This is a genomic window from Rhodovulum visakhapatnamense (assembly GCF_004365965.1).
GTDB classification, from domain to species: domain Bacteria; phylum Pseudomonadota; class Alphaproteobacteria; order Rhodobacterales; family Rhodobacteraceae; genus Rhodovulum; species Rhodovulum visakhapatnamense.
The window spans coordinates 25,289-46,963 of the sequence record NZ_SOEB01000020.1 but is presented as its reverse complement, the minus strand read 5'-3'; the positions used below and the strand labels follow the sequence as shown (position 1 = coordinate 46,963).

15 protein-coding genes are annotated in these 21,675 nt (G+C 68.1%); 9 read left to right on the top strand and 6 right to left on the bottom strand.

The window, feature by feature from the left end:
• Positions 1-4 precede the first annotated feature (4 nt).
• From EV657_RS15920 to EV657_RS15910, 3 genes are all read right to left on the bottom strand, one after another.
• Positions 5-1,066, bottom strand: coding sequence for a quaternary amine ABC transporter ATP-binding protein (locus tag EV657_RS15920; RefSeq protein WP_113669959.1), 1,062 nt, complete (start codon positions 1,064-1,066; stop codon positions 5-7).
• Between the two features lie 10 nt (positions 1,067-1,076).
• Complete coding sequence (locus tag EV657_RS15915) at positions 1,077-2,111, bottom strand: ABC transporter permease (RefSeq protein WP_075787323.1); 1,035 nt, start codon at positions 2,109-2,111, stop codon at positions 1,077-1,079.
• Positions 2,112-2,208: 97 nt separating this feature from the next.
• Entirely contained in the window at positions 2,209-3,180 is a 972-nt protein-coding gene (locus EV657_RS15910) for an ABC transporter substrate-binding protein (RefSeq protein WP_134078821.1), read from the bottom strand.
• A 566-nt stretch (positions 3,181-3,746) separates the two neighbouring features.
• On the opposite strand from EV657_RS15910, the gene EV657_RS15905 reads away from it, so the two are divergent.
• Entirely contained in the window at positions 3,747-7,472 is a 3,726-nt protein-coding gene (locus EV657_RS15905) for a M10 family metallopeptidase C-terminal domain-containing protein (RefSeq protein WP_166673719.1), read from the top strand.
• A 385-nt stretch (positions 7,473-7,857) separates the two neighbouring features.
• A complete protein-coding gene (locus tag EV657_RS15900) occupies positions 7,858-11,049 on the top strand; it encodes a GGDEF and EAL domain-containing protein (protein WP_134078818.1) in 3,192 nt (1,063 codons plus the stop codon).
• Between the two features lie 20 nt (positions 11,050-11,069).
• Here EV657_RS15900 and EV657_RS15895 read toward each other — a convergent pair whose 3' ends face one another.
• Genes EV657_RS15895 through EV657_RS15885 form a run of 3 tightly spaced genes read right to left on the bottom strand, consistent with a single transcriptional unit; the run spans position 11,070 to position 13,817 of the window.
• Entirely contained in the window at positions 11,070-12,320 is a 1,251-nt protein-coding gene (locus EV657_RS15895) for a TRAP transporter large permease (protein ID WP_134078816.1), read from the bottom strand.
• Positions 12,317-12,820 carry a TRAP transporter small permease gene (locus tag EV657_RS15890; RefSeq protein ID WP_075787318.1) on the bottom strand — a complete coding sequence of 168 codons (504 nt, stop codon included), beginning with the start codon at positions 12,818-12,820 and terminating at the stop codon, positions 12,317-12,319. Before EV657_RS15890 ends, EV657_RS15895 begins: the two co-directional genes overlap by 4 nt.
• Position 12,821: 1 nt before the next feature.
• Positions 12,822-13,817, bottom strand: coding sequence for a TRAP transporter substrate-binding protein (locus tag EV657_RS15885; protein WP_075787317.1), 996 nt, complete (start codon positions 13,815-13,817; stop codon positions 12,822-12,824).
• Between the two features lie 213 nt (positions 13,818-14,030).
• Here EV657_RS15885 and EV657_RS15880 point away from each other — a divergent pair, with 213 nt between their 5' ends.
• The 7 genes from EV657_RS15880 (at position 14,031) to EV657_RS15850 (ending at position 21,648) form a co-directional block, all read left to right on the top strand.
• Positions 14,031-15,572 (top strand): hypothetical protein, encoded by a 1,542-nt coding sequence (locus EV657_RS15880; protein ID WP_134078815.1) that lies wholly within the window; start codon positions 14,031-14,033, stop codon positions 15,570-15,572.
• 660 nt (positions 15,573-16,232) lie between these two features.
• Positions 16,233-16,541: an STAS domain-containing protein gene (locus EV657_RS15875; protein ID WP_108028085.1), complete on the top strand. Its 309-nt coding sequence runs from the start codon at positions 16,233-16,235 to the stop codon at positions 16,539-16,541.
• A 30-nt stretch (positions 16,542-16,571) separates the two neighbouring features.
• A complete protein-coding gene (locus EV657_RS15870) occupies positions 16,572-16,940 on the top strand; it encodes a response regulator (RefSeq protein ID WP_075787314.1) in 369 nt (122 codons plus the stop codon).
• Complete coding sequence (locus tag EV657_RS15865) at positions 16,937-18,904, top strand: chemotaxis protein CheA (protein WP_134078812.1); 1,968 nt, start codon at positions 16,937-16,939, stop codon at positions 18,902-18,904. The genes EV657_RS15870 and EV657_RS15865 overlap by 4 nt, the downstream gene beginning before the upstream one ends.
• A complete protein-coding gene (locus EV657_RS15860) occupies positions 18,901-19,410 on the top strand; it encodes a chemotaxis protein CheW (RefSeq protein WP_108028083.1) in 510 nt (169 codons plus the stop codon). The genes EV657_RS15865 and EV657_RS15860 overlap by 4 nt, the downstream gene beginning before the upstream one ends.
• Positions 19,407-21,107 carry a methyl-accepting chemotaxis protein gene (locus EV657_RS15855; RefSeq protein ID WP_134078810.1) on the top strand — a complete coding sequence of 567 codons (1,701 nt, stop codon included), beginning with the start codon at positions 19,407-19,409 and terminating at the stop codon, positions 21,105-21,107. Before EV657_RS15860 ends, EV657_RS15855 begins: the two co-directional genes overlap by 4 nt.
• A 70-nt stretch (positions 21,108-21,177) precedes the next feature.
• Entirely contained in the window at positions 21,178-21,648 is a 471-nt protein-coding gene (locus EV657_RS15850) for a chemotaxis protein CheW (RefSeq protein WP_113669951.1), read from the top strand.
• Positions 21,649-21,675: the final 27 nt, after the last annotated feature.

The window sequence follows — 21,675 nt, the reverse complement described above, 5'->3', positions numbered from 1 at the left end:
GGGTTCAGCCCGCCCGGGCGCGGATGCCCTCGCCCGAGGCAGCCGTCGGCACCAGCGCGCGCACCAGATCCTTGACCGACAGAAGCCCGACCTGCCGGCCGTCCCGCACCACGCGATAGCGCAGCGACGTGTCGCCACCCGACAGCGCGATGACCGATTCCAGATTGGCATCGGCCTCGACATCGCCCGCGACGCCTTCGGGCGCCGCCTCGGTCCGGGTCATCACCGACCGCACCCGCAGCACCCGGGCGCGATTGATGTCCGAGATGAAGTCGACGATGTAGGGATCGTTCGGATGCATCAGGATATGCTGCGGCTCGCCCTGCTGCACGATCTCGCCATCCTTCAGGATCACCAGGTGATCGGCCAGCTTCAGCGCCTCGTCCAGATCGTGGGTGATGAAGACCACGGTCTTGTGCAACTCGGCCTGCAGCTCCAGCAGCAGATCCTGCATATCGGTGCGGATCAGCGGGTCGAGCGCCGAAAACGCCTCGTCCATCAGCATGATGTCGGCATTCGAGGTCAGGGCGCGCGCGATGCCGACCCGCTGCTGCATGCCGCCCGACAGCTGATGCGGGAACTGGTTGCCCTGACCTTCCAGACCCACGCGGTCGAGCCACTTGCGCGCCTCGTCCTCCCATTGCTCGCGCGGCACGCCCCGGACCTCGAGCGGTGTGCCCGCGTTCTCCAGCACGGTCCGGTGCGGCAGCAGGGCGAATTTCTGGAACACCATCGACATGTTCACCCGGCGCAGCTCGCGCAGCCGGGCGTCGTTATAGGCCAGCACGTCCTCGCCATTGACAACGACCTCGCCCGAGGTGGGCTCGATCAGCCGGTTGATATGCCGGATCAGGGTCGATTTGCCCGATCCCGACAGACCCATGATGACCGTCATCTGCCCGGCCTTCATGTCGACATTGATGTCCCTCAGCCCCAGCACATGGCGGTGGGCTTCCAGCAGCTCGGCCTTGTCCATCCCCGACCGCGCCAGCGGCAGGACCGATTGCGGGTCGGCGCCGAAGATCTTGTAGAGGTTCCGGATCGAGATTTTCACATCGTCGCTCATCTGGGGGTCCTCACTGTTTCTGCGCCGTGTTCACGCGGGCCAGTGCCGCCTTGGTGACCCGGTCGAGGATCACCGCCAAGAGCACGATCCCCAGCCCCGAGACGAGGCCGACGCCCAGTTCGAGATTGCGGATGCCGCGCAGCACCAGCACGCCCAGACCCGGGGCCGAGACCATCGAGGCGATCACGACCATCGCGAGGCTCATCATGATGGTCTGGTTGACGCCCGCCATGATGTTGGGCAGTGCCAGCGGGATCTGCACCCCCCAAAGCTTCTGGCGGCGGGTCATGCCGAAGGCGTCGGCGGCCTCGATCACCTCCTTGTCGACCAGCCGGATGCCCAGATTGGTCAGCCGGACCACCGGCACGATGGCGTAGACGATCACCGCGATGCCGTAAAGCTTGGGCTCGGTCACCGAGAACAGGAAGATCAGCGGGATCAGGTAGACGAAGGGTGGCAGGGTCTGCAGCATGTCGAGGATCGGGATCGCGATCCGCTGGAACGTGTCGCTGCGCGACATGGCGATGCCGATGGGCACCCCCAGCAGCACGCAGATGAAGGCGCAGACGAAGATGATCGCCAGCGTCTGCATCGCGTAGTCGTAATGGTTGATGAAGGCCAGAAAGCCGATGCAGGCGGCGACGAAGGCCACCAGCCCCCAGGACCGGGTGACCAGGCGCACGACCAAGAGGATCAGCGGGATCATGATCCACCAGGGCGAGGTCTGGAACAGCCACAGCGCGCCTTCCAGCGCCCAGCTGAGCGGCTGGGTCAGCGGGTCGAGCACGATGCTGAGCCCGTCCTTGATCGACAGGAAGCCGTCTTCCAGCCCCTTGGTCAGTTCGCGCGCCTGCGGAAAGGCCGGGCAGGCGCGGTTGAGCGCGTTCATCGAGGGAAAGGGAAAGTCCCAGAGCGAGGGGGCTGGCGCCGCCGCCCCGCGGGCCTGGCCCAGGAGGTCGGCCATCGACATCGGGGCCGCCGAGGCGCCACCGTCGCACCAGGCGCGCAGGCCCAGCCCGTCGAAGAGAAAATCGTAGCTTGCCATCCGTTCGGGTCTCCTTGAGACGGGCCGGTCCGGCCCGTCGGGAACAGAAAGGACGGGCCCGCCGGGGACAGGCCCGCCCGAATTCCGCCTGTTGTCTTTACTGGTCCAGCAGGGCCGCCAGTTTTTCGCGTGCCGCATCGTCGAGCCAGGCCGACCAGACATCCTTGTGCTGGGTCAGGAAGTAGACCGCGCCTTCCTCGGGCGAGGCGTTGTTCTCGTCCATCCAGGCGATGACCGCGCTCATGTCGTCGACGTCGAAGCTGACCTTGCGCAGCATCTCGGCGACCTCGGGTTCGCGGTCGGCGAAATCGGCGGTGACGACGGTCAGCACCGGTGCGGCCGGGAAGGCCGAGGGTTTCGGGTCGGGAGTGTCGGGGGTCTGGTTGGCCTCGTGGGCGGCCTCGTCATAGGGGCCGAGATCGACCGACACCATGTTGTACTTGCCCAGCACCGCGGTCGGCGCCCAGTAATAGCCGAACCAGGGTTCCTTCTTCTCGTAGGCCGACGCCATCGAGGTGGCCAGCGTCTCGCCCGAGCCGTGGTTGAAGACCTCGATGCCATGGCCTTCAAGGTCGAAGGCCGGGATCAGGTTGTCGTTCACGACCCGGCAGCCCCAGCCGTCGGGGCAGTTGTTGAAGGTGCCGCCGACCCAGTCGGGATGGGCCAGGACGCCCTCGATGGTGGTCAGTTCGGGATGTTCCTCGGCCAGATAGTCGGGGATCCACCAGCCCTCGACCCCGCCGGGATCGAGCACCTTGCCCAGTTCCTCGATCTTGCCCTGGTCCTTGAGCTTGGAATAGACCTCGCCGGTCGAGTTGACCCACATCTCCGACACGGTGTCGGGCTCGCCGTTCTCGGCGATCGAGGTCACCGCAGGCACGGTGTCAGAGGGCACGACCTTGACCGTGCAGCCATAGCCCTGCTCCATCAGGAATTTCTCGACATTGGTCACGACCGAGGCCGAGGCCCAGTTCATCTCGGCGATCGACACCTCGCCGCACTCGGCCTGCGCCATTGCGGGCAGGGCCAGTCCGGCCAGAAGGGCGCCAAGGGCTGTTGCTCGTTTCATCGGATGCTCCGTCTTGAAAGGTGAAAGGACTTTGTCTGTCGCCGGGAAGGACGGGTCGGAGGCCGCGGCGGCAGGGCTGCGATGGGGGTCGGGCCGCCGACAGACGGCCCCGCGCGCTGCGAGGCGACGGCCGGACGGCGGGACGCGGACCCCCGCCTTGTCGGCATGTATTCGAAAACCAAGCATCGCAACCGGGGCCGGGTTTAGGGGAAATCGCCTTCTCTGCCAACCGAAGAATGCCAATTTGCGACATGGTGGGTCGTTTTCAGGCGCATCCGGCGGCGGGCTGCGGGCGCGACCCTTCAGCAAATCCTGCGGGATTTCCGCCGGTTCCGCCGGGGCGGCGCCGCATCCGCCTGCCGGTTCCGGTCCGCGCGGCCTGTGCGCGTTTGCCGCGGATTTGCCCCGCTTCGGCGGTCCTTTCCTTTAGGGGACCTTATTTCGTCCGTTTTTGCGTTGCATGCCGCAGCCCTGGGGGCGCAGCCGCACGGGTCGCCCCACCCCGGCAATTTCGGAGCGGCGCCACCCGACGGGCTGCGCCCCGGACCAGAACGAGGAGACAGGCCATGGCGCGTCCGATCTATTCCACCCAGCAGATCGCCAACCAGCTTCTGACCGGCTACTGGTCCGCGGCCGGCCAGCCCGCGCGGTCCTGGCAGTTCTCGGGGTCCGATCACACCGTCACCTATTCTTTCGGGTCGAGCATGAACGCGTCCGAGCGGGCGCTGGCCCGCACCGCGCTGGACGCCTGGAGCGAGGCGGCAAACATCGGCTTCACCGAGGTGTCTTCGGGCGCGCGGATGTCCTTCGTCAACAACAGCTCGGGCGCCTATTCCCAGACCTATGTCTCGGGCAACGCGATCAGCAGCACCACCGTGAACGTGGCCCGCAGCTGGGTCAGCACCTACGGGACCGGCTTCGACAGCTACAGCTATCAGACCTATCTGCACGAGATCGGGCACGCGCTGGGGCTGGGCCATACCGGCAATTACAACGGCTCGGCCAGCTATTCCCGCGACGCGCTTTATGCCAATGACAGCTGGCAGACCAGCGTCATGTCCTATTTCTCGCAGGGCGAGAATACATATGTGGCCGCCACGACCGCCTTCACCCTGACCCCGATGATTGCCGATGCCCACGCGGTGCAGACGCTTTATGGCGCCCCGGCCGCGGTGCATGCGGGCGACACCGTCTACGGGCGCAACTCGACCGCGGGCGGGGCGCTCGACACGCTCGGACGGACCGGGATCCAGCCGGTTACCTTCGTGCTGTCCGACAGCGGCGGCACCGATCTGGTCGATTTCTCGCATTGGGCGGCAAGCAACCGGATCGACCTGACCGCAGGCAGGACCTCGGACGCGCTGGGCTGGACCGGCAACATGATGATCGCCGCGGGCACGGTGATCGAAAACGTCACGACTGGCGCCGGGGCCGACCGGGTGACCGGCAATACGGCCGCCAACACGATCTCGACCGGGTCGGGCAACGACACGCTTGACGGCGGGGCGGGCGACGACGTTTTGATCGGAGGTGCCGGAAACGACAGCATGACCGGCGGGGCCGGGGCGGATCTTTTCCGCTTCTTCGCCGGGTTCGGCGATGACCGGATCACCGATTTCGCTTCGGTCGACCGGATCGACTTTACCACGATCCCGGGGGCGGCCAGCTGGACGGATCTGGTCGCGCTGATGGCGCAGTCGGCTTCGGGCGTCACCATCGCCACGACCGAAGGCAGCGTGCTGTTGCAGGGGGTCACACTTGGCGCCCTGACCGTCGCCAACTTCCTGCTGTCGGACGGATCGGGCGGCGGATCGGGCGGTGGATCGGGTAGCGGATCGGGCGGTAGCGGGTCGGGCGGTAGCGGGTCGGGCAGCGGTGGGGCGGGCGGCAGTTCGGCGACCCAGATCTCTGGCACCGAGGCGAGGGACGTCCTCCAGGGAACGACCGGCGACGACCTGATCGACGGGCTTGCCGGGGCGGATACCATCCGTGCGAATTCGGGCAATGACACGGTGACCGGCGGGCTCGGCAACGACATCGTCTATCTCGAGTCTGGCGACGACGTTTTCGTCGATGGCACCGATATCGGCGCCGACCGTGTCTATGGCGGGGCGGGCAACGACCGGCTGGTGTCGCAGGGCGGGCGCGACCTGTTCTATGGCGAGGCTGGCGACGACGTGCTGACCGCCGGCAATGCGGGCAGCGTGCTGTCCGGCGGAACCGGCAACGATACCATCACCGGCGGCGCCGGGATGGACAACGTGACCGATGATGGCGGCGCAGATCTGGTCGATCTGGGCGCGGGCAATGACCGCTATCTGGGCCGCGGCGACAGCCCCGGCATGGCCGATACCGTCAGCGGCGGCGACGGCAACGACACCATCACCACCAGCAATGGCAACGACCTGATCGACGGCGGCGCCGGGAACGACCGGGTGAGCGCAGGCGCCGGCAACGACACCGTCACGGGCGGCGGCGGCAATGACGCGCTGCAGGGGGGCAAGGGCGATGACAGCCTGTCGGGCGGCGCGGGCGATGACAGCATCTCCGATACCGGCGGCAATGACAGCGTCGATCTGGGCGCGGGCAACGACCGCTATTCGGCCACCGGCGACACCGCGGCGATGGGCGACACGGTCAGCGGAGGCGAGGGCCACGACCGGATCATCGGCAGCACCGGCAATGACAGCCTGTCGGGCGATGCGGGCAATGACGTGCTGTCCGGCGGTGGCGGTGCCGATACGCTGGCGGGCGGTGCGGGCAACGACACGATGACCGGTGGCGGCGGCAACGACGTCTTCGTGCTGGGCGCGGGCTTCGGCACCGACACGATCATGGACCTGCGCGCGGGGGATGTGATCGACCTGTCCGCGGTCGGTGCGGTCGCGGACTGGAGCACGCTGATGACCGGTGCCACGCAATTGCGGACCGGTACGCTGCTGACCACCTCGGACGGGACGCTCCTGCTGCGCGGGACCGCTCTGGCGACGCTCGGGGCGTCGTCCTTCCGCTTTGCGGGCTCGGGCAATGACGGCCTTGCCGTGTCGGGAACGATCACGGGCACCGCTGGCGCCGATGTGCTGAATGGCAGCGCCATGGCCGATACCATCGCGGCGGGCGCGGGCAACGACCGGGTCGATGCCGGGGCCGGGCGGGACAGCGTCGATCTTGGCGAGGGCGCCGATATTTTCGTCGACACCGCCGAGACCGGCGCCGCGGGCGGCGACACGGTGCGCGGCGGCACCGGCGACGACCGGATCTTCGGCACGGCCGGGTTGAACAGCTTTTACGGTGAGGCCGGGCGCGATGTGATCCTGGGCGGGGCCGGGGCCGATCTGATCGACGGCGGCGCCGACAATGACACGATCACCGGCGGCGCGGGCGACGATACCGTGCTGGGCGGGGCGGGCAACGACCAGATCCGGCTGGACGGAGGCGACGACACCTTCACCGACAGCGCCGATGCCGGGATGGACCGGGTCTATGGCGGGGCGGGCGACGACCGGTTGATCAGCCTTGGCGGCCGCGACGCGCTTTACGGCGAGGCGGGCGATGATCTGCTTCAGGCCAGCGATGCGGGTGGTCTTTTGTCGGGTGGCCTCGGCAATGACACGCTGACGGGCGGTGCGGGCAATGACAGCGTCACCGACAGCGGCGGCAACGATCTGGTCGATCTGGGCGCGGGCAATGACCGTTATACCGCGACCGGCGACAGCCGCAGCCAGGGCGATACCGTCTCGGGCGGAGACGGGAACGATTCGATCCAGCTCGGGGCGGGCAACGACAGCGTCGATGGCGGCGCGGGCAACGACCGGGTGGGCGACACGGGCGGCCGCGACCTCGTGCGCCTTGGCGACGGCGATGACAGCTTCAACGGCAGCCGGGATCTGGCCGGCGACGGCGACACCGTCCATGGCGGGGGCGGCAACGACCGGATCTATGGCGGGCGCGGCGCCGACAGCCTGTCGGGCGATGCGGGGGACGACCTTCTGGCCGGCGGCGCCGGGGCGGACACGCTTCTGGGCGGGGCGGGCAACGACCGGCTGACCGGCGGCGCCGATGCCGATCTTTTCGTCTTCGCGGATGGCGACGGCGTCGATCTGGTGATGGACTTCCGGGCCGGGATCGACCGGCTCGACCTGACGGCTGTCTCGGGGCTGTCGGGCTGGGCCGACGTGGCCGCCCACATGACCCAGAGCGGCCGCGATGTGCTGTTCGACTTCGCAACGGTCGACATCCAGCTGGCGCGAGTCGATATCGGCGTGCTCAGCGACAGCGACTTCCTGATCTGATCCGCCGAAAGGGTGCGGGACCGGGACGGGGCGGCACAAGGCCGCCCCGTTTTGCCGTTTCGACCCCCGGCGTTCTTGCGGTCCATGGCCGCCGCCGAAGTGCCGCAACGTCCGTGCCCGCAATCACATTTGCCGGACCGGGGCGCGCGGCCCTTTCCGGGCAGAGCGTGGGCAATCAAGCACTTGGTATTTAAGCGATTTGTGCAGGGTTGTCGCCCGCCGGTCCGGCGGAACGGCTTTTCGGCCCGGAAGAGCCTTGCAGCGCACAGGCGACGGCCTCGCAAATGCCGTAATTCCGCAGCACGTTTGCAACCCTACCGTGTGCCGATCGCTCGGAGCGGCTTTTCCGCGCCTTGGGCCCACCGACAGTGCGAGGACCAGTGTCGTGCCAAAGGAACAAGTGAACGGCCTCGGTATCGGGCCGCGCGGGAAACCTCAGCCCGAACCGGCATCCTCGTCCACCCAGTTCGAGACCCTGATCGGCCGCTTTCGCAACCGGGCCATTCCATCCGACGGGCCTGCCAGCCAAAGGCCCGCGGCCAAAGGCGAGGGGCGCCCGGACCGCGACACCGGACCGGTGGCGCCCGTCCGGTCCGGCGCCTGCGTTCCGGAGCAGGCCGATATCCTTCAGGTGGCGGCCGCCTCGGCGGGAATCGGGCAATGGTATGCGGAACTGCCCGCGACCGAGATCCGGGCCACGGCCGAGTATTCCCGGGTCCTGGGCTATGAACCCGGCGAAATTCCTCTGGATGTGCAAAGCTGCGTCGAGCGCATCCATCCCGAGGACCGCGCGAGCATCCTCGGCCAGCTCGAGGCAGCGGTCCGGGGCGAGATCGACCGGTTCGGTTTCGATCACCGGCTCCGCTGCAAGGGAGGCGGCTATCGCTGGTTCGCGGCCACCGGGCAACTTTTCGCGGCGGCGACCGGGGACCGTCCGGCGATCCTCTGCGGCAGCCTCGTCGACGTCACCGACCGCAAGCAGGACGAGATCCGTGCCGCCGGGCTGGCGGAGGCCGCGCGCGATGCCAGCGAACGGCTGAACGCGCTGGCCGACAATGCGCCGGTCGCGCTTTTCGAGCTTCGGCGCGATCCGGGGGGCAGGCTGAGCGCCCCCTATTTCAGCGCCAGGCTGGCCGATCTGTCCGGCGTCCCGGCCGAAGATCTTGCGCGGGACGTGCGCGCCGGGTTCCGCTGGATCCATCGCGACGACATGGCCGCGCTGCGCGAACAGGCCCGGCGGTCGGCCGAGGATCTGTGCCCGGCGTCGGTGCGCTTCCGGCTGCGGCACCCCGAGCGGGGACTGCGCTGGTATCGGGGATCGTCCCTGCCGACGGCGCTGCCCGACGGTTCGGTGCTGTGGCGCTGCAGCGTGCTGGATATCACCGACGAAATCGCGGCAGAGCGGCGGGCGGCCAAGGCGTCAGAGGCCCAACGCTTCGCGCATGAGGGGCTGACGACGCTGGCCGAGAACTCTCCCGGGGCGTTGTTCTCGCTGCGGCAGACGTTCGATGGCAAGATGCGCTTTCCCTATTTCACCTCGCGATTGCCCGACCTCATGGGGGTCACCGGAGCCGATCTGCGCAAGAGTGTCGGCAAGGCGTTCCGCCATGTCGCGCCCGAGGACGAGGCCGTGGTCGGGGACGCCTTCGCCCAGTCGCTGGAGACGGGCGCCCGGGCCGAGGTCAAGTTCCGCGTCGAGCATCCGCAGAAGGGGACGATCTGGCTTCTGTGTTCGGCCAGTCCGCTCCGCTCGGCCGACGGGGCGATGTGGTACGGCTACATGATCGACATCACCGAGCGGCTCGAGATGGAACGCCGGGCGGCGCGGGCCACGGCCGAGGCGCATGATGCGATGGACCGTCTGGCCTCGATCGCCGAGATTGCGCCGGTCGGGCTTTACGAGGCGCAGCGCGCGCCCATGGGCGGGTTGAACTTCACTTATACCCGCGCGCATTTCAACGACCTGATGGGGTTTTCCGGCGGCGACGATCAGCGGCTGCAGACGCATATCCTGGAGCGCATCCATCCCGACGACCTGCCCCAGTTCCTGGCCAATATCGAAACCACCTCGCAGACCCTCGCGCTTCGGCGCCAGCGGTTCCGGATCTTCCATCCGATCCGGGGCATGCGCTGGCTCGATGCCTCGGCGACCCCGCGCAAGGGGCCGGACGGGGTCGTGACCTGGCGCGGCGCGCTTTACGACGTGACCGCCGATGTCGAACGCGAAGCCGACCTGCGCCGCGCCCACGGCTTGGCCGAGAAGATGCGGATCGAGAACGAGCGGCAGGCGCTGCATGACGGGTTGACTGCCCTGCCGAACCGGCGGTTCTACGACCGGGTTCTGGCCGAGCGTCTGGCCGAGGCGGGTGCGGGCGGGCCGCGCGATTGCGTGTTGATCCGCATCGACCTCGACCATTTCAAATATGTCAACGACACCCTGGGCCATGAGGCCGGGGACCAGGTGCTGATCCGGGTGGCCGAGGTGTTGCGCGGTGCGATCCGGGGGGCCGATTTCGCCGCGCGGATCGGGGGCGACGAATTCGCCATCCTGCTGGCGCCGGGCGTGACGCGGCGCCATGCGCAGGATGTGGTCGAACGGGTGCAGGCCCGGCTGGCCGAACCGATGCTGTATCGCGGGCGCCCCTGCCGGTTCGGCGCCAGCTTCGGGATCGCCCAGTGCGACGACATCTGCGGCCCCGACAGCGACATCCAGCTTTTCGCCGATGCCGCGCTTTATCGCGCCAAGGCCAGCGGCCGCAGCCGGATGCAGTTCTTCACCCGGGCGCTGCACGACACGATCCTGCGCGACCGGCGGCTGGCGGCCGAGATCCACGAGGCGCTGGAGCGCGACGAATTCGTGCCGTTCTTCCAGCCCCAGGTCTGCGCGATGGAGAACCGTCTGGTCGGGGCCGAGACGCTTCTGCGCTGGCGCCATCCGACGAAGGGCGTGCTGGCGCCCTCGGCTTTCATGCATGTGGCCCAGCAGCTGCGGCTGGTGCCCGAGATCGACCGCCTGATGATGGAGAAATCCCGTCAGGCGCTGGACCGCTGGCGCGCGGCGGGGCTGCATCTGCCCAAGATCAGCTTCAATGTCAGTTCTGGCCGGATGCACGACCCCGACGTGGTCTCGGCCGCGCGGGCGATGCGCAGCGAGGACACCAAGGTGACCTTCGAGTTGCTGGAATCGATCCTGGTCGAAGAGGAAAGCGATGCCTTCCGCACCCATCTGGCCGCCGTGCGCGAGGCCGGGATCGACATCGAGATCGACGATTTCGGGTCGGGCCATGCCTCGATCATCGGGCTGCTCGAGATCGCGCCCTCCTCGCTGAAGATCGACCGCCGCATCGTGGCGCCGGTGGCAAGCGACCTGCGCTCGCGCAATCTGGTGCGCGCCATCGTCGAGATCGCCGAGGCGCTGGGGATCGGCACCGTGGCCGAGGGGGTCGAGACGCCCGATCAGGTGCGGATCCTGCGGGGGCTGGGCTGTCAGGTGCTGCAGGGCTACCTGTTTTCCCGGCCTGTCGACGAGGCCGGGTTCCTGGCCTATGCGACGGAAAAGCTGCGGCGGCGGGCCTGACCGCCCGCCGCGCGAGGCCGTCAGCCCGGAAGCAGCGGCAGATAGGTCACGAGGATCAGGACCGCGACCAGCACCGCCAGATAGGGCAGCACCGCCTTGGCGATGCGCTCGAGCCCCAGCCCGGTGACCGAGGAGGCGACATAAAGATTGATCGCGACCGGGGGCGTGATCATGCCGATGGCCAGACCGACGACCAGGATCACCCCGAAATGCACCGGATCCACCCCGAGTTGCAGCGCCAGCGGCAACAGCAGCGGCGTCAGGATGATCAACGCCGAGGCGGTCTCGACGAAGATGCCGGTGACGAGGATTAGGACCAGCATCATTGCCAGCACGATCGTCGGATTGTCCGAGACCGACAGCACCAGCGCCCCGATCTGCGCGGGCACCTGCCAGTTCGACAAGGCCCAGCTGAGCGCGGCCGAGGCCGAGATCACGAACATGATGACGGCCGTGGTCACGCCCGAGCGGATCAGCAGCCGGTAGATGTCCTTCAGCCCCATGTCGCGATAGACGAAGAGCGAGACGAAGATCGCGTAATTGACCGCGATCACCGCCGCCTCGGAGGGCGTGAAGAGGCCCGAAAAGATGCCGCCCAGGATGATGACCGGGGTCATAAGCCCCCAGAAGGCCGAGACGAAGCTGCGCGCGATGGTTCTCAGCGAGAAGGGGGCGCCCTTGGGATAGGCCCGCCGGTGGCCCTGCACCAGGGCCACGACCATCAGCCCCGTGCCCATGGCGATGCCGGGCAGAAAGCCGCTCAGAAACAACGCCGACACGGATTCCTGCGCGATCACCGCATAGATGATCATCGGCACCGAGGGCGGGATCACCACGCCGATGGTGCCGCCCGCCGCGATCAGGCTGGCGGCCGAGGCCGGGTCATAGCCCTTGCGGGTAAGCTCGGGCACCAGCGTCGAGCTGACCGCCGCCGTCGTCGCCGCGCCCGAGCCCGAGATCGCGGCGAAGAACATCGCCGCCAGCACCGAGACGATGGACAGGCCGCCTTTGAGAAAGCCGATCATCGCATCGGCCAGCGCCACCAGCCGGGCGCTGACCTTGCCCTCGGCCATGATGTCGCCTGCGAGGATGAACATCGGCACCGCGACCAGCGCGAAGGAGTTGATGCCGGAAAACATCTGTTGCGGCAGCACCAGAAGCGGCACGCCGCCGGCCTGCATCGCGACCATGGTCGCGCCGCCGATGGCCAGCGCGACCGGCAGGCCGAGGATCATGAACAGAAAGAACAGGCCGAAGAGAAGCAGGCTCATTCCACCGGCTCCCCGGCGTCGGGAAGGGCGCCGGTCAGCACAAGCCGCATCAGATCGGTCGCGGCCAGCCAGGCCATCAGACCCGCGCTGACGGGGATGATCGCGTAGACATAGCTCATGGGCAGCCGCAGCGCGGCCGATTTCTGGAAGCTCTGCATCGTCATGTAGGTCTGGCCGATCCAGGCCAGGCTGATCAGGAAGGCCACGGCGATGACCAGGGCCAGCGCGGTCGCGGCGCGCCGGGCCGGGTCGGGCAGCCGCTCGACCAGCACGCCGACCGCGATATGGCGGTGCCGCTGCCAGGCCAGCGCCGCGCCCAGAAAGGTCAGCCCGATCAGAAGGAACCGCGCGACCTCCTCGGTCCAGCCGACCGCGGTGAAGGCCACCCGCGACACGATCTGCAGCGTGATGACCGCGATCAGCGCCGCCATGCCCGCCGCGATCACGGGGGCAAGCACGGCGCCGATCGCGCGTTCGATCCGGCCGAGGAGGCTCAGCACGTCAGTTCAGCTCCGCCCGGATCCGGGTCAGGGTGTCGCCGAACCTCTCGCCGTATTTCTCGTAGACCGGCGCCACGGCCTCCTGGAAGGCGGTCAGGTCGGGGGTCTCGTTCACCTCCATCCCGGCGGCTTTCAGTTCGTCAAGCTGCTGGGCCTCCATATCGGCGTTGAAGGCGCGTTCGGTGGCCGCCGCGTCATGCGCGGCCTCGACCACGATCTGCTGCGCCGCCTCGGGCAGTTTCGACCAGGTGGGCATGCCCATCACGAAGACCGCGGGCGCATAGGTATGCCGGGTCATGGTCATGTATTTCTGGGTCTCGTTCAGCTTGAAGGAATAGACCACCCCGACCGGGTTTTCCTGCCCGTCGATGGTGCCCTGCTGCATCGCCGTCAGCGCCTCTGTCCAGGCCATCGGAATGGCATTGGCGCCCAGCGCCCGGAAGCTGTCGGTATAGACCGGGTTCTCCATCACGCGGATGCGCAGCCCGTCGAGATCGGCGGGCGTCGCCACCGGACGCCTGGAGTTGGTCAGGTTGCGGAAGCCGCGCTCGGCATAGGCAAGGCCCTTGAGATTGACATCGGCCAGCTTGTCCAGCAGCTCCTGGCCGATCTCGCCGTCGAGCACCCCATAGGCGGCCTCGCGCGAGGGAAAGAGGAAGGGCAGCTCGAACACCGCCATTTCCTCGACGAAGTTCGCGACCGGCCCGTTGGTGATCAGTCCCATGTCGATGCTGCCGATCTGCATGCCTTCCAGCAGGGTGCGTTCGTCGCCGAGCGTGGCATTGGGCACGATCTCGACCGAGATCTTGCCGCCGCTGCGTTCGGCCACCAGATCGCGGAAGGCGACGGCGGCCACCTGATAGGCGTCCTTCTCGTTCACCACATGGGCCAGCCGCAGGGTGACGGGCTTCATGCCGTCGAGATCGGCGGCCAGAGCGGGGGTGGCGCCAAGCGCCAGCGCGGCGGCTGCGGCGGACAGGAACGAACGTCTCTGCATCGGGGAGTCTCCTTCAGGATCAGCGGCGGGACCTTGGGCGATGTTACGCAGGGCGTCAACCGAACATGCCGATAATTGCGGCAGACGCGCGCGGGGGGACAGGATGATTTGCCGGGGGGGAGTGCCCGGATTTCGCCTTGATCGCGACAGACTGCTGCCCCGGGGTGGCATTATCCCGGATCTCAGAACAATTCTGCCGTGGCCTGCCAATCGATGCCCGATCTTTCACCGCCGATGCCGCAGCCGAGGGTCGGGGCGCGTGCCGTCCCGGCCGGGGCGGTGCTGGCGGCCGTGACCCTGGCGGCGCTGATCCTGCGTCTGCCGCTGCTGTTGTGGGGGGCCGACGCGCTCGACCGGCAGGTCTTTCCCGACGACACCTATTATGTTCTGTCCATCGCGCGCAACATCGCGGCCGGTCTCGGCCCCACGGCCGATGGGACGGTGCCGACCACGGGGTTTCAGCCGCTGATAGTGGCGCTTCTGGTGCCGATCTTCCGGCTGACCGCCGACCCGGTCCTGCCCGCACTGGCGGCGGGGCTGGCGGCACGGCTGGCGCTGGCGCTGACCGGGTCATGTCTGGCGGCGGCCGGGGTCGGGCTGGTGCTGGCCACCGGTCCGGTCTTTGCACTGACCCATCCGAACGGGCTTGAAACCGCGCTGGCGGCGGCGGCGTTGCTGGCCACAGCCGTTGTGCTGGCCGAAACCCGGCCGGGTGCACCGATGCGTCGCTTCTTCGGGATCGGGGGGCTGGCCGGGCTCGCGGTGCTGGCGCGGGTCGATGCGGCGGTGCTGCTGGCACCGGCGGGGATCTGGGCGGTTCGCGCGCTGGGCTGGCGCGGCGCGGGGCGCGCGGCGCTGACGGCGTTTGCCGTGATCGCGCCCTGGGTCGGGGTCTGCCTTTGGCTGACCGGAAATCCGCTGCCCGAAAGCGGGGTGGCGGTGGCCACGCTTGCGGCGGCCGACGGGTTCGACGGATGGATGACCTTCACGATGGGCGTGCTGGCCTTGGGCGGGGTCTGGCCCGACGCGGTTTTCGGCTGGGCGCCCATGGCCGGGATCGCGGTCGCGGCCGCAATCCTGCTGCCTTTGCTGGCGGTTCGGCGGGGGCATTGTGCGCCGCTGGCGGCGGCGCTGGCCCTGGGCTGCCTTGCGCTCTTTCTGGCCTACACGTTGGGGCTTGGCGCGGTCTGGTTCTTCGAGCGCTACTTTTCGCCGATCCATTGCCTGGTGCCGGTGCTGGCCGCGGCTCTGGTGTTCGGGCGGTCCCCGCCCTTGGCGGTGCGTGTGCTTTGGGGGCTGGCCGTCCTCGCGCTTTGCGGCTTTGGGCTCTGGCGCCTCGCACCGGTGCTGAGCGATCCGGGGACCGAGCGGCTGCATGCCTTCGCGCCCCCCAGCGGCTATGGCGAGATGGCCCGCGATCTGCTGCCCGAGCTGCCGCCGGGCGCGACCCTTGGGGCGCTGCAAAGCGGGGCGCTTGGATATTTCGCGCCGCCGGGTCTGCGGGTGGTCAATCTCGACGGGGTGGTGAACGGTCCGGCGGCCGCGGCGCTGCGCGAGGGGCGGGTCTGCACCTATCTGAAAGCCGCCGGGATCACCCATTTCGCCGATTGGGACCTGAACCGCGCCCTGCTTCTGCGCCGGGTCGACCCCGGCGCTGCGGTCGTCCTCGACCCGCTTTACCGGTCGGCCGTGGCGCAGGGTCGTCACCGCGTCACGCTTTACAGCGTCACGGCAGACTGCACCCCGCGACCCTGAGTCTCGCGATCTCCTGACATCCTGCCCCGGCCGGCCGGGCCGCTCGGCGCGACATGCTGTGTCTGGCCCCGGATTTTCCCGGCGCGATTCGGAATATCCTCTCGAAACCGGGGTCGATGCCGCCTGCGGCCGGGTGGGAATCCTCCGATCGGCCGGTATTCGCAAAATGCATGATAGCTATGCGTTCAGAAATGTGGCGAGCGCAGGCCCGGTGCCCCGACTTCGCCACAGGTCGAAACGAAGGGTTACGCTGCCGACGGAGCGGAGTCCGGCGCATCTGCAACGCAACGTCAGAGATCGGCGGGAAGAAATACCGTTTGGCGGCCGTCCGGGCGCGAGTCGGGGAATCGGACGTGCCGATCGCGCTTCGTTACCGCAGCGGGATCGGGCGCAACGTCACAGCGTCCGGCAAGCAAGAAAGAACGAGGCTTTTGATTTTAATCCTGGCGAAGGGCGGTTCTCGCCGTGGTTTTGTTTCCCTTGCGTCACCTTTGGGGCGTTTCGGCCAAGATCCCAATTGGGGCATTTCCTAGGAGAACCGGAAAAATTTAGCGGACTGTCCGTTTGTCGCCCGGCGGCTTCTCATCCAGAACGCGAATGTCCGGAAACAGAACAGGCCTAAAGCCTCGTCTTTTCCCGAACCTGGACGGAGATGCAGACATGGACCCGGAAACACCCGACATGATCGGAACGGGAGAGATTTGCCTGGCGCATGAGCTTGGACCGCGCGACGCGGCCGGCATCCGCGACCGGGTCCTGGCGGCCCTGCGCGGGGGCGGCGCCATCGTTGTCGACACGACCGAAGCGACTGGCATGCATGTGGCGATCCTACAGATATTGCTGGCTCTGGCCCGGGACGCGGCCCTGGCCGGCCGGCCGTTCACGCTGATCGCCCCGCCCGGCGGCGCCTGCGCGACCGCCTTCGAACGGGCTGGTCTCGACCTGCCGGGTCAGGCGCGCGCCGCCTGATCCGAGCCCCCCAGATCTTGGAGAATTGCAATGTCAAAGACGATCCTCGCCATCGACGACTCGCCGTCGATCCTTCAGATGGTGGCGCACACCCTCACAACCGCAGGTTATCAGGTGATCGAGGCGGTCGACGGGGCGGACGGCTATGACAAGGCCGTCGCCAACCGGATCGACGCGGTCATCACCGACCTGAACATGCCCCGGCTGAGCGGGCTCGACTTCATCCGCAAGTACCGCACCCATGCCTCGAGCGCGGGCGTGCCCATCGTGTTCCTGACCACCGAGACCGATGACGGGCTGAAGCGCGAGGCCAAGGAGGCGGGTGCCACCGGCTGGATCGCCAAGCCCTTCAAGCAGGATCAGCTGCTGGCCGTCGTGAAGAAGGTCGCCGGAGCATGACCCTGTCCGCCGATCCCGCCGAAACCTTCCGCCAGGAGGCGCGCGACCTTCTGGACACGCTGGAACAGACCCTTCTGGATCTCGAACACGACCCGGGCGACAGCGCGCTGGTCGATGCCAGCTTCCGCGCCATGCACACCCTCAAAGGGTCGGGCGCCATGTTCGGCTATGACGAAGTGGCCGATTTCGTGCATGAATTCGAGACCGCCTTCGACCGCGTCCGCAAGGGCAAGGCGGCGATCAGCCCGGGCCTCGTGGTGATCGCGCTGGCGGCCAAGGACCATATCGCCGATCTGGTCGGCGAGCCCGGTCAGCACGCCGCGAAGGGCGCACCGATCCTCGAGGCGCTGCGCCAGACGGTCGATACCGGCCCGGAGACGGGCGCCGCGCCCGCCGCAAAGGGTCCGGCCGCCGCGGCGCCTGCAGGGGGGGTGCGGGTGCGGTTCCGGCTGCCGCCCGACGCCATCGCCTTCGGGACCGATCCGGTCTTGCTGCTGGACGAGATGCGCGAGCTGGGGGCCGACCGCGTGGTCGGGCTGACCGACCGGCTGCCGCCGCTTGACGAGATGGACCCGAGCGGCACCTATCTGGGCTGGGAAGTCACCTTCGAGGCCGGGATCTCCGCCGAACAGATCGACGATGTCTTCCTCTTCGTGCGCGACGGCATGGAGCTGACGCTGGAACTGCTGCAGCCGCCGCAGGCGCCGAAGGACGCGTCCGAGGCGGCGGCCCCCGCCGACATGGCGCGGCGTGGCCGCGAGGCCGAGGGCCGCGCCGCCTCGTCGCTCAGGGTGCCGGCCGAGCGGCTCGACGAGCTGATGGACCGGGTCGGCGAGTTGGTGATCGCCCAGTCGCGGCTGGCGCAGATCGCCTCGGCCGGGGACGATCTGAACCTCAAGGCCGTGGTCGAGGAACTTGAACGGCTGTCCTCGGGGCTGCGCGACACCACGATGGGCATTCGGATGGTGCCGATCGGCACGCTGTTTTCGCGCTTCCGTCGGCTGGTGCACGACCTCTCGGGCGAGCTGGGCAAGGAGATCGACTTCGTCACCAGCGGCGAAGAGACCGAGCTGGACAAGACCATGATCGAGCGGTTGGCCGATCCGCTGGTCCACCTGATCCGCAATGCCATCGACCATGGCGTCGAGGGGCCCGAGGCGCGCGGACATGCGGGCAAGCCCGCCCGCGGCCGGGTCCGGCTGTCGGCCGCCCATACCGGGGCCGAGGTCGCGATCTCGATCGCCGATGACGGGGCGGGGCTCGACCCGGCGCGAATCCGCGCCAAGGCCGAGCAGAACGGGCTTCTGGCGCCCGACCAGAAGGTGACCGATCAGGAGCTTTACCAGTTCGTGTTCCATCCCGGGTTTTCGACCGCAAGCCAGGTCACCTCGATCTCGGGGCGCGGGGTCGGCATGGACGTGGTCAAGCGCACCATCGAGGGCTTGCGCGGGACCATCGACCTGACCAGCACGCCCGGTCAGGGCACGGTCGCGACGCTGCGCCTGCCGCTGACGCTGGCGATCATCGAAAGCATGCTGGTGCAGGTCGGGGCCGGGCGCTACGCGATCCCGCTGTCGGCGGTCGAGGAATGCGTCGAGCTGCCCGCCGCGCAGGACGGCAAGGCCGCCGGGCGCAACTTTCTGAACATCCGCGGGCGGCTGGTGCCGTTCCTGCGGCTGCGCGAGCTGTTCAGGACCCAGGCCGAGCGGGCCGAGCACCAGAAGGTGGTGATCGTCTCGGCGGGCGAGGCGCGGGTCGGGCTGGTGGTCGACCAGATCATCGGCAACAGCCAGACCGTCATCAAGTCGCTGTCCAAGCTGCATGCCGATGTCGAGACCTTCTCGGGCGCGACCATCCTCGGCGACGGCACGGTGGCGATGATCCTCGATGTGAGCGCGCTGGTCGGCTTCGGCCAGGCCTATGAAAGCCGCCTGCGCGGCGAGCAGCTGGGGAGGGTGGCATGAGCGCCGTCGACAAGCCCACCGGGCCCGCCGCGATGCGCGCCCTGACCGTCGGGCTTCAGGGCGAGGTCTTCGCGCTGCCGGCCGAAACCGTCAGCGAAATCCTCGACATGGTTCCCGTGACCGAGGTGCCCAATGCGCGGGCCTTCGTGAACGGTGTCATCAACGTGCGCGGCAAGGTGGTGCCGCTTGCGGATCTTCGGGTCATGTTCGGCATGGAGCGCACCCCGCCCGATGCCGATACCCGGATCGTCGTGACCGAGATCGACCTCGACGGGGAACCGGCGCTGGTCGGGATCATCGCCGACAAGGTGCACGACGTCACCGAAATCTCGGACGCCTCCGTCGAGGAGGCGCCGAAGGTCGGCATGCGCTGGCCCGCCGAATTCGTGCGCGGCATCGGCAAGCATGGCGACGACTTCATCATCATCCCGGACATGGGCCGGATCTTCGGATCGAAGGGGGATCGCGATCCGTCCTTCGCCACGGACGAAAGGAAAGCGAAATGACACTCTCTCTCAGGGCCAAGCTCGCCCTCGCCTTTGGCGCCCTGCTGCTGTTGATCAGCCTGTTGGGGGGCGTCGCGATCCTGCAGATGAACCGGATCAACGCGCAGTCGACGATCATCGCCGACAACTGGCTGCCCAGCGTGGACGAGGTGCGCCAGCTCGACACGATCATGGCCAAGTATCGCATCGGCGAGTATGCCCATGTTCTGGCCACCACCGAGTCCGAATTCGAACGGATCGAAACCTATATCGACGGCGTCCGGGCCAAGCTTGACGCCAGCCGCGCCGCCTATGAGGCGCTGATCATCGCGCCCGAGGAACGGCAGCTTTACGCCCAGTTCAACGAAAGGCTGACGAACTATCTCGAGAACTCCAAGCGGATCCTGCGCTATTCGCGCAACAACCAGAAGGACCTGGCCGGCCGCGATATGAGCGACTCTCTGGAACTGTTCGATACGGTCACGGCCGATCTGACGGAACTGGTGGCCTTCAACTCGAACGGAGCGCGTGCGGCCAGCGCGGAAGGCGACGAAGCCTATGCAACCTCGCAGAAGGTGGTCTTCGGGGTGATCGGGCTGGCGCTGCTGGTCGGCATCGGTACCGCGATCTTCCTGATCCGCAACATCACCCGCGCCCTGGGCGGCGAGCCCGACTATGCCCGCGACGTGATCCGCGAGATCGCCAGCGGCAATCTCGAGGTCAAGGTGGCGACCCGCGAAGGTGACAGCGACAGCCTGCTGGCGGCCGCGCGCGACATGGTGGCCAAGCTGAAGGAGGTGATCACCGAGGTTGCGGTCTCGTCCCGCAACGTGGGCTCCGGCAGCCAGGAGATGTCGGCCGCGGCCGAGCAGCTGGGTCAGGGCGCGACCGAGCAGGCCTCGTCGACCGAGGAAGTGTCGTCCTCGATGGAAGAGATGGCGGCCAACATCAAGCAGAACGCCGACAACGCCTCGCAGACCGAGAAGATCGCCCGCCAGTCGGCCGGCGACGCCAAAAGCAGCGGCGATGCCGTGGGCAAGGCGGTCAAGGCGATGGAGACCATCGCCGAGAAGATCCTGATCGTGCAGGAAATTGCCCGTCAGACCGACCTGCTGGCGCTGAACGCGGCGGTCGAGGCGGCCCGGGCCGGGGAACATGGCCGCGGCTTTGCGGTGGTGGCCTCGGAAGTGCGCAAGCTGGCCGAACGCAGCCAGGCGGCGGCGCAGGAAATCTCGGGCCTCTCCGGCGATACGGTCAAGGCCGCGCAGCAGGCAGGCGAGATGCTGACCCGGCTGGTGCCCGACATCCAGCGCACCGCCGAACTGGTGGCCGAGATCTCGAATGCCAGCCAGGAACAGAATGCCGGGGCCGCGCAGATCAACGTCGCGATCCAGCAACTCGACAAGGTGACCCAGCAGAACACTTCGGCCTCCGAGCAGATGGCGGCCACCGCCGAAGAGCTGGAAAGCCAATCGAGCCAGTTGCAGCAGGTGATCGGCTACTTCCGTGTCGCGCTCGATGAAATGGCCGGGCGTGCGGGCAGCCATCACGTGGCGCAGCGCGGCCGCCGGTCGGACAGTTCGCCGGTCGAGGACGCGATCCGCAAGACCGCCGCGCCCGCCCGGCGGCGCCCGTCCCAGGCCTCGGGGGGCTTCATGCTCGACATGGGCGGCGATGACGACATCGACCAGCAGTTCATGCGCTCTGGCGCCGCCTGAGCCGCCCTATCCCACAGTTCCGGCCGCCTCGCCGAGGCGGCCGGTCTCCGACCGATCCCGGGAGATCAGAATGGCCGACCAGACCCAATATGTGACGCTCGGCGCCGCCGACAGTCTTTTCGCCGTGCCCGTCGAGCGGGTGCAGCAAATCCTTGAAACCCAGTCGATCGCGGCGATGCCCCATGCCCCGGCCGATTTCCTGGGCATGATCGACGTGCGCGGGCAAAGCGTGCCGGTGATGGACCTGCGCAAGCGCCTGGCGCTGCCCGCCGCCGAGGACAGCCACAGCACCCGGATCATGGTGCTGGACGCCCGCGTGGGCGAGGCGCCGCGCCGGATCGGGCTCAAGACCGACCGGGTGTTCGAAGTGACCGCGCTCGATGCCGACACGATGGAGGCGCCGCCCGATCTGGGCGCGTCCTGGCGCACCGAATTCGTGGCGGGCGTCGGCCGCCGCAACGGGGCCTTCGTGACCGTGCTCGATCTTGACCGGCTGTTCGCCGCGGCCGATCTGCCCGCGGCCTCCGGCGCCGCCGCCTGAGCCTCCCTCCCGGGTTTTCGACCGCGT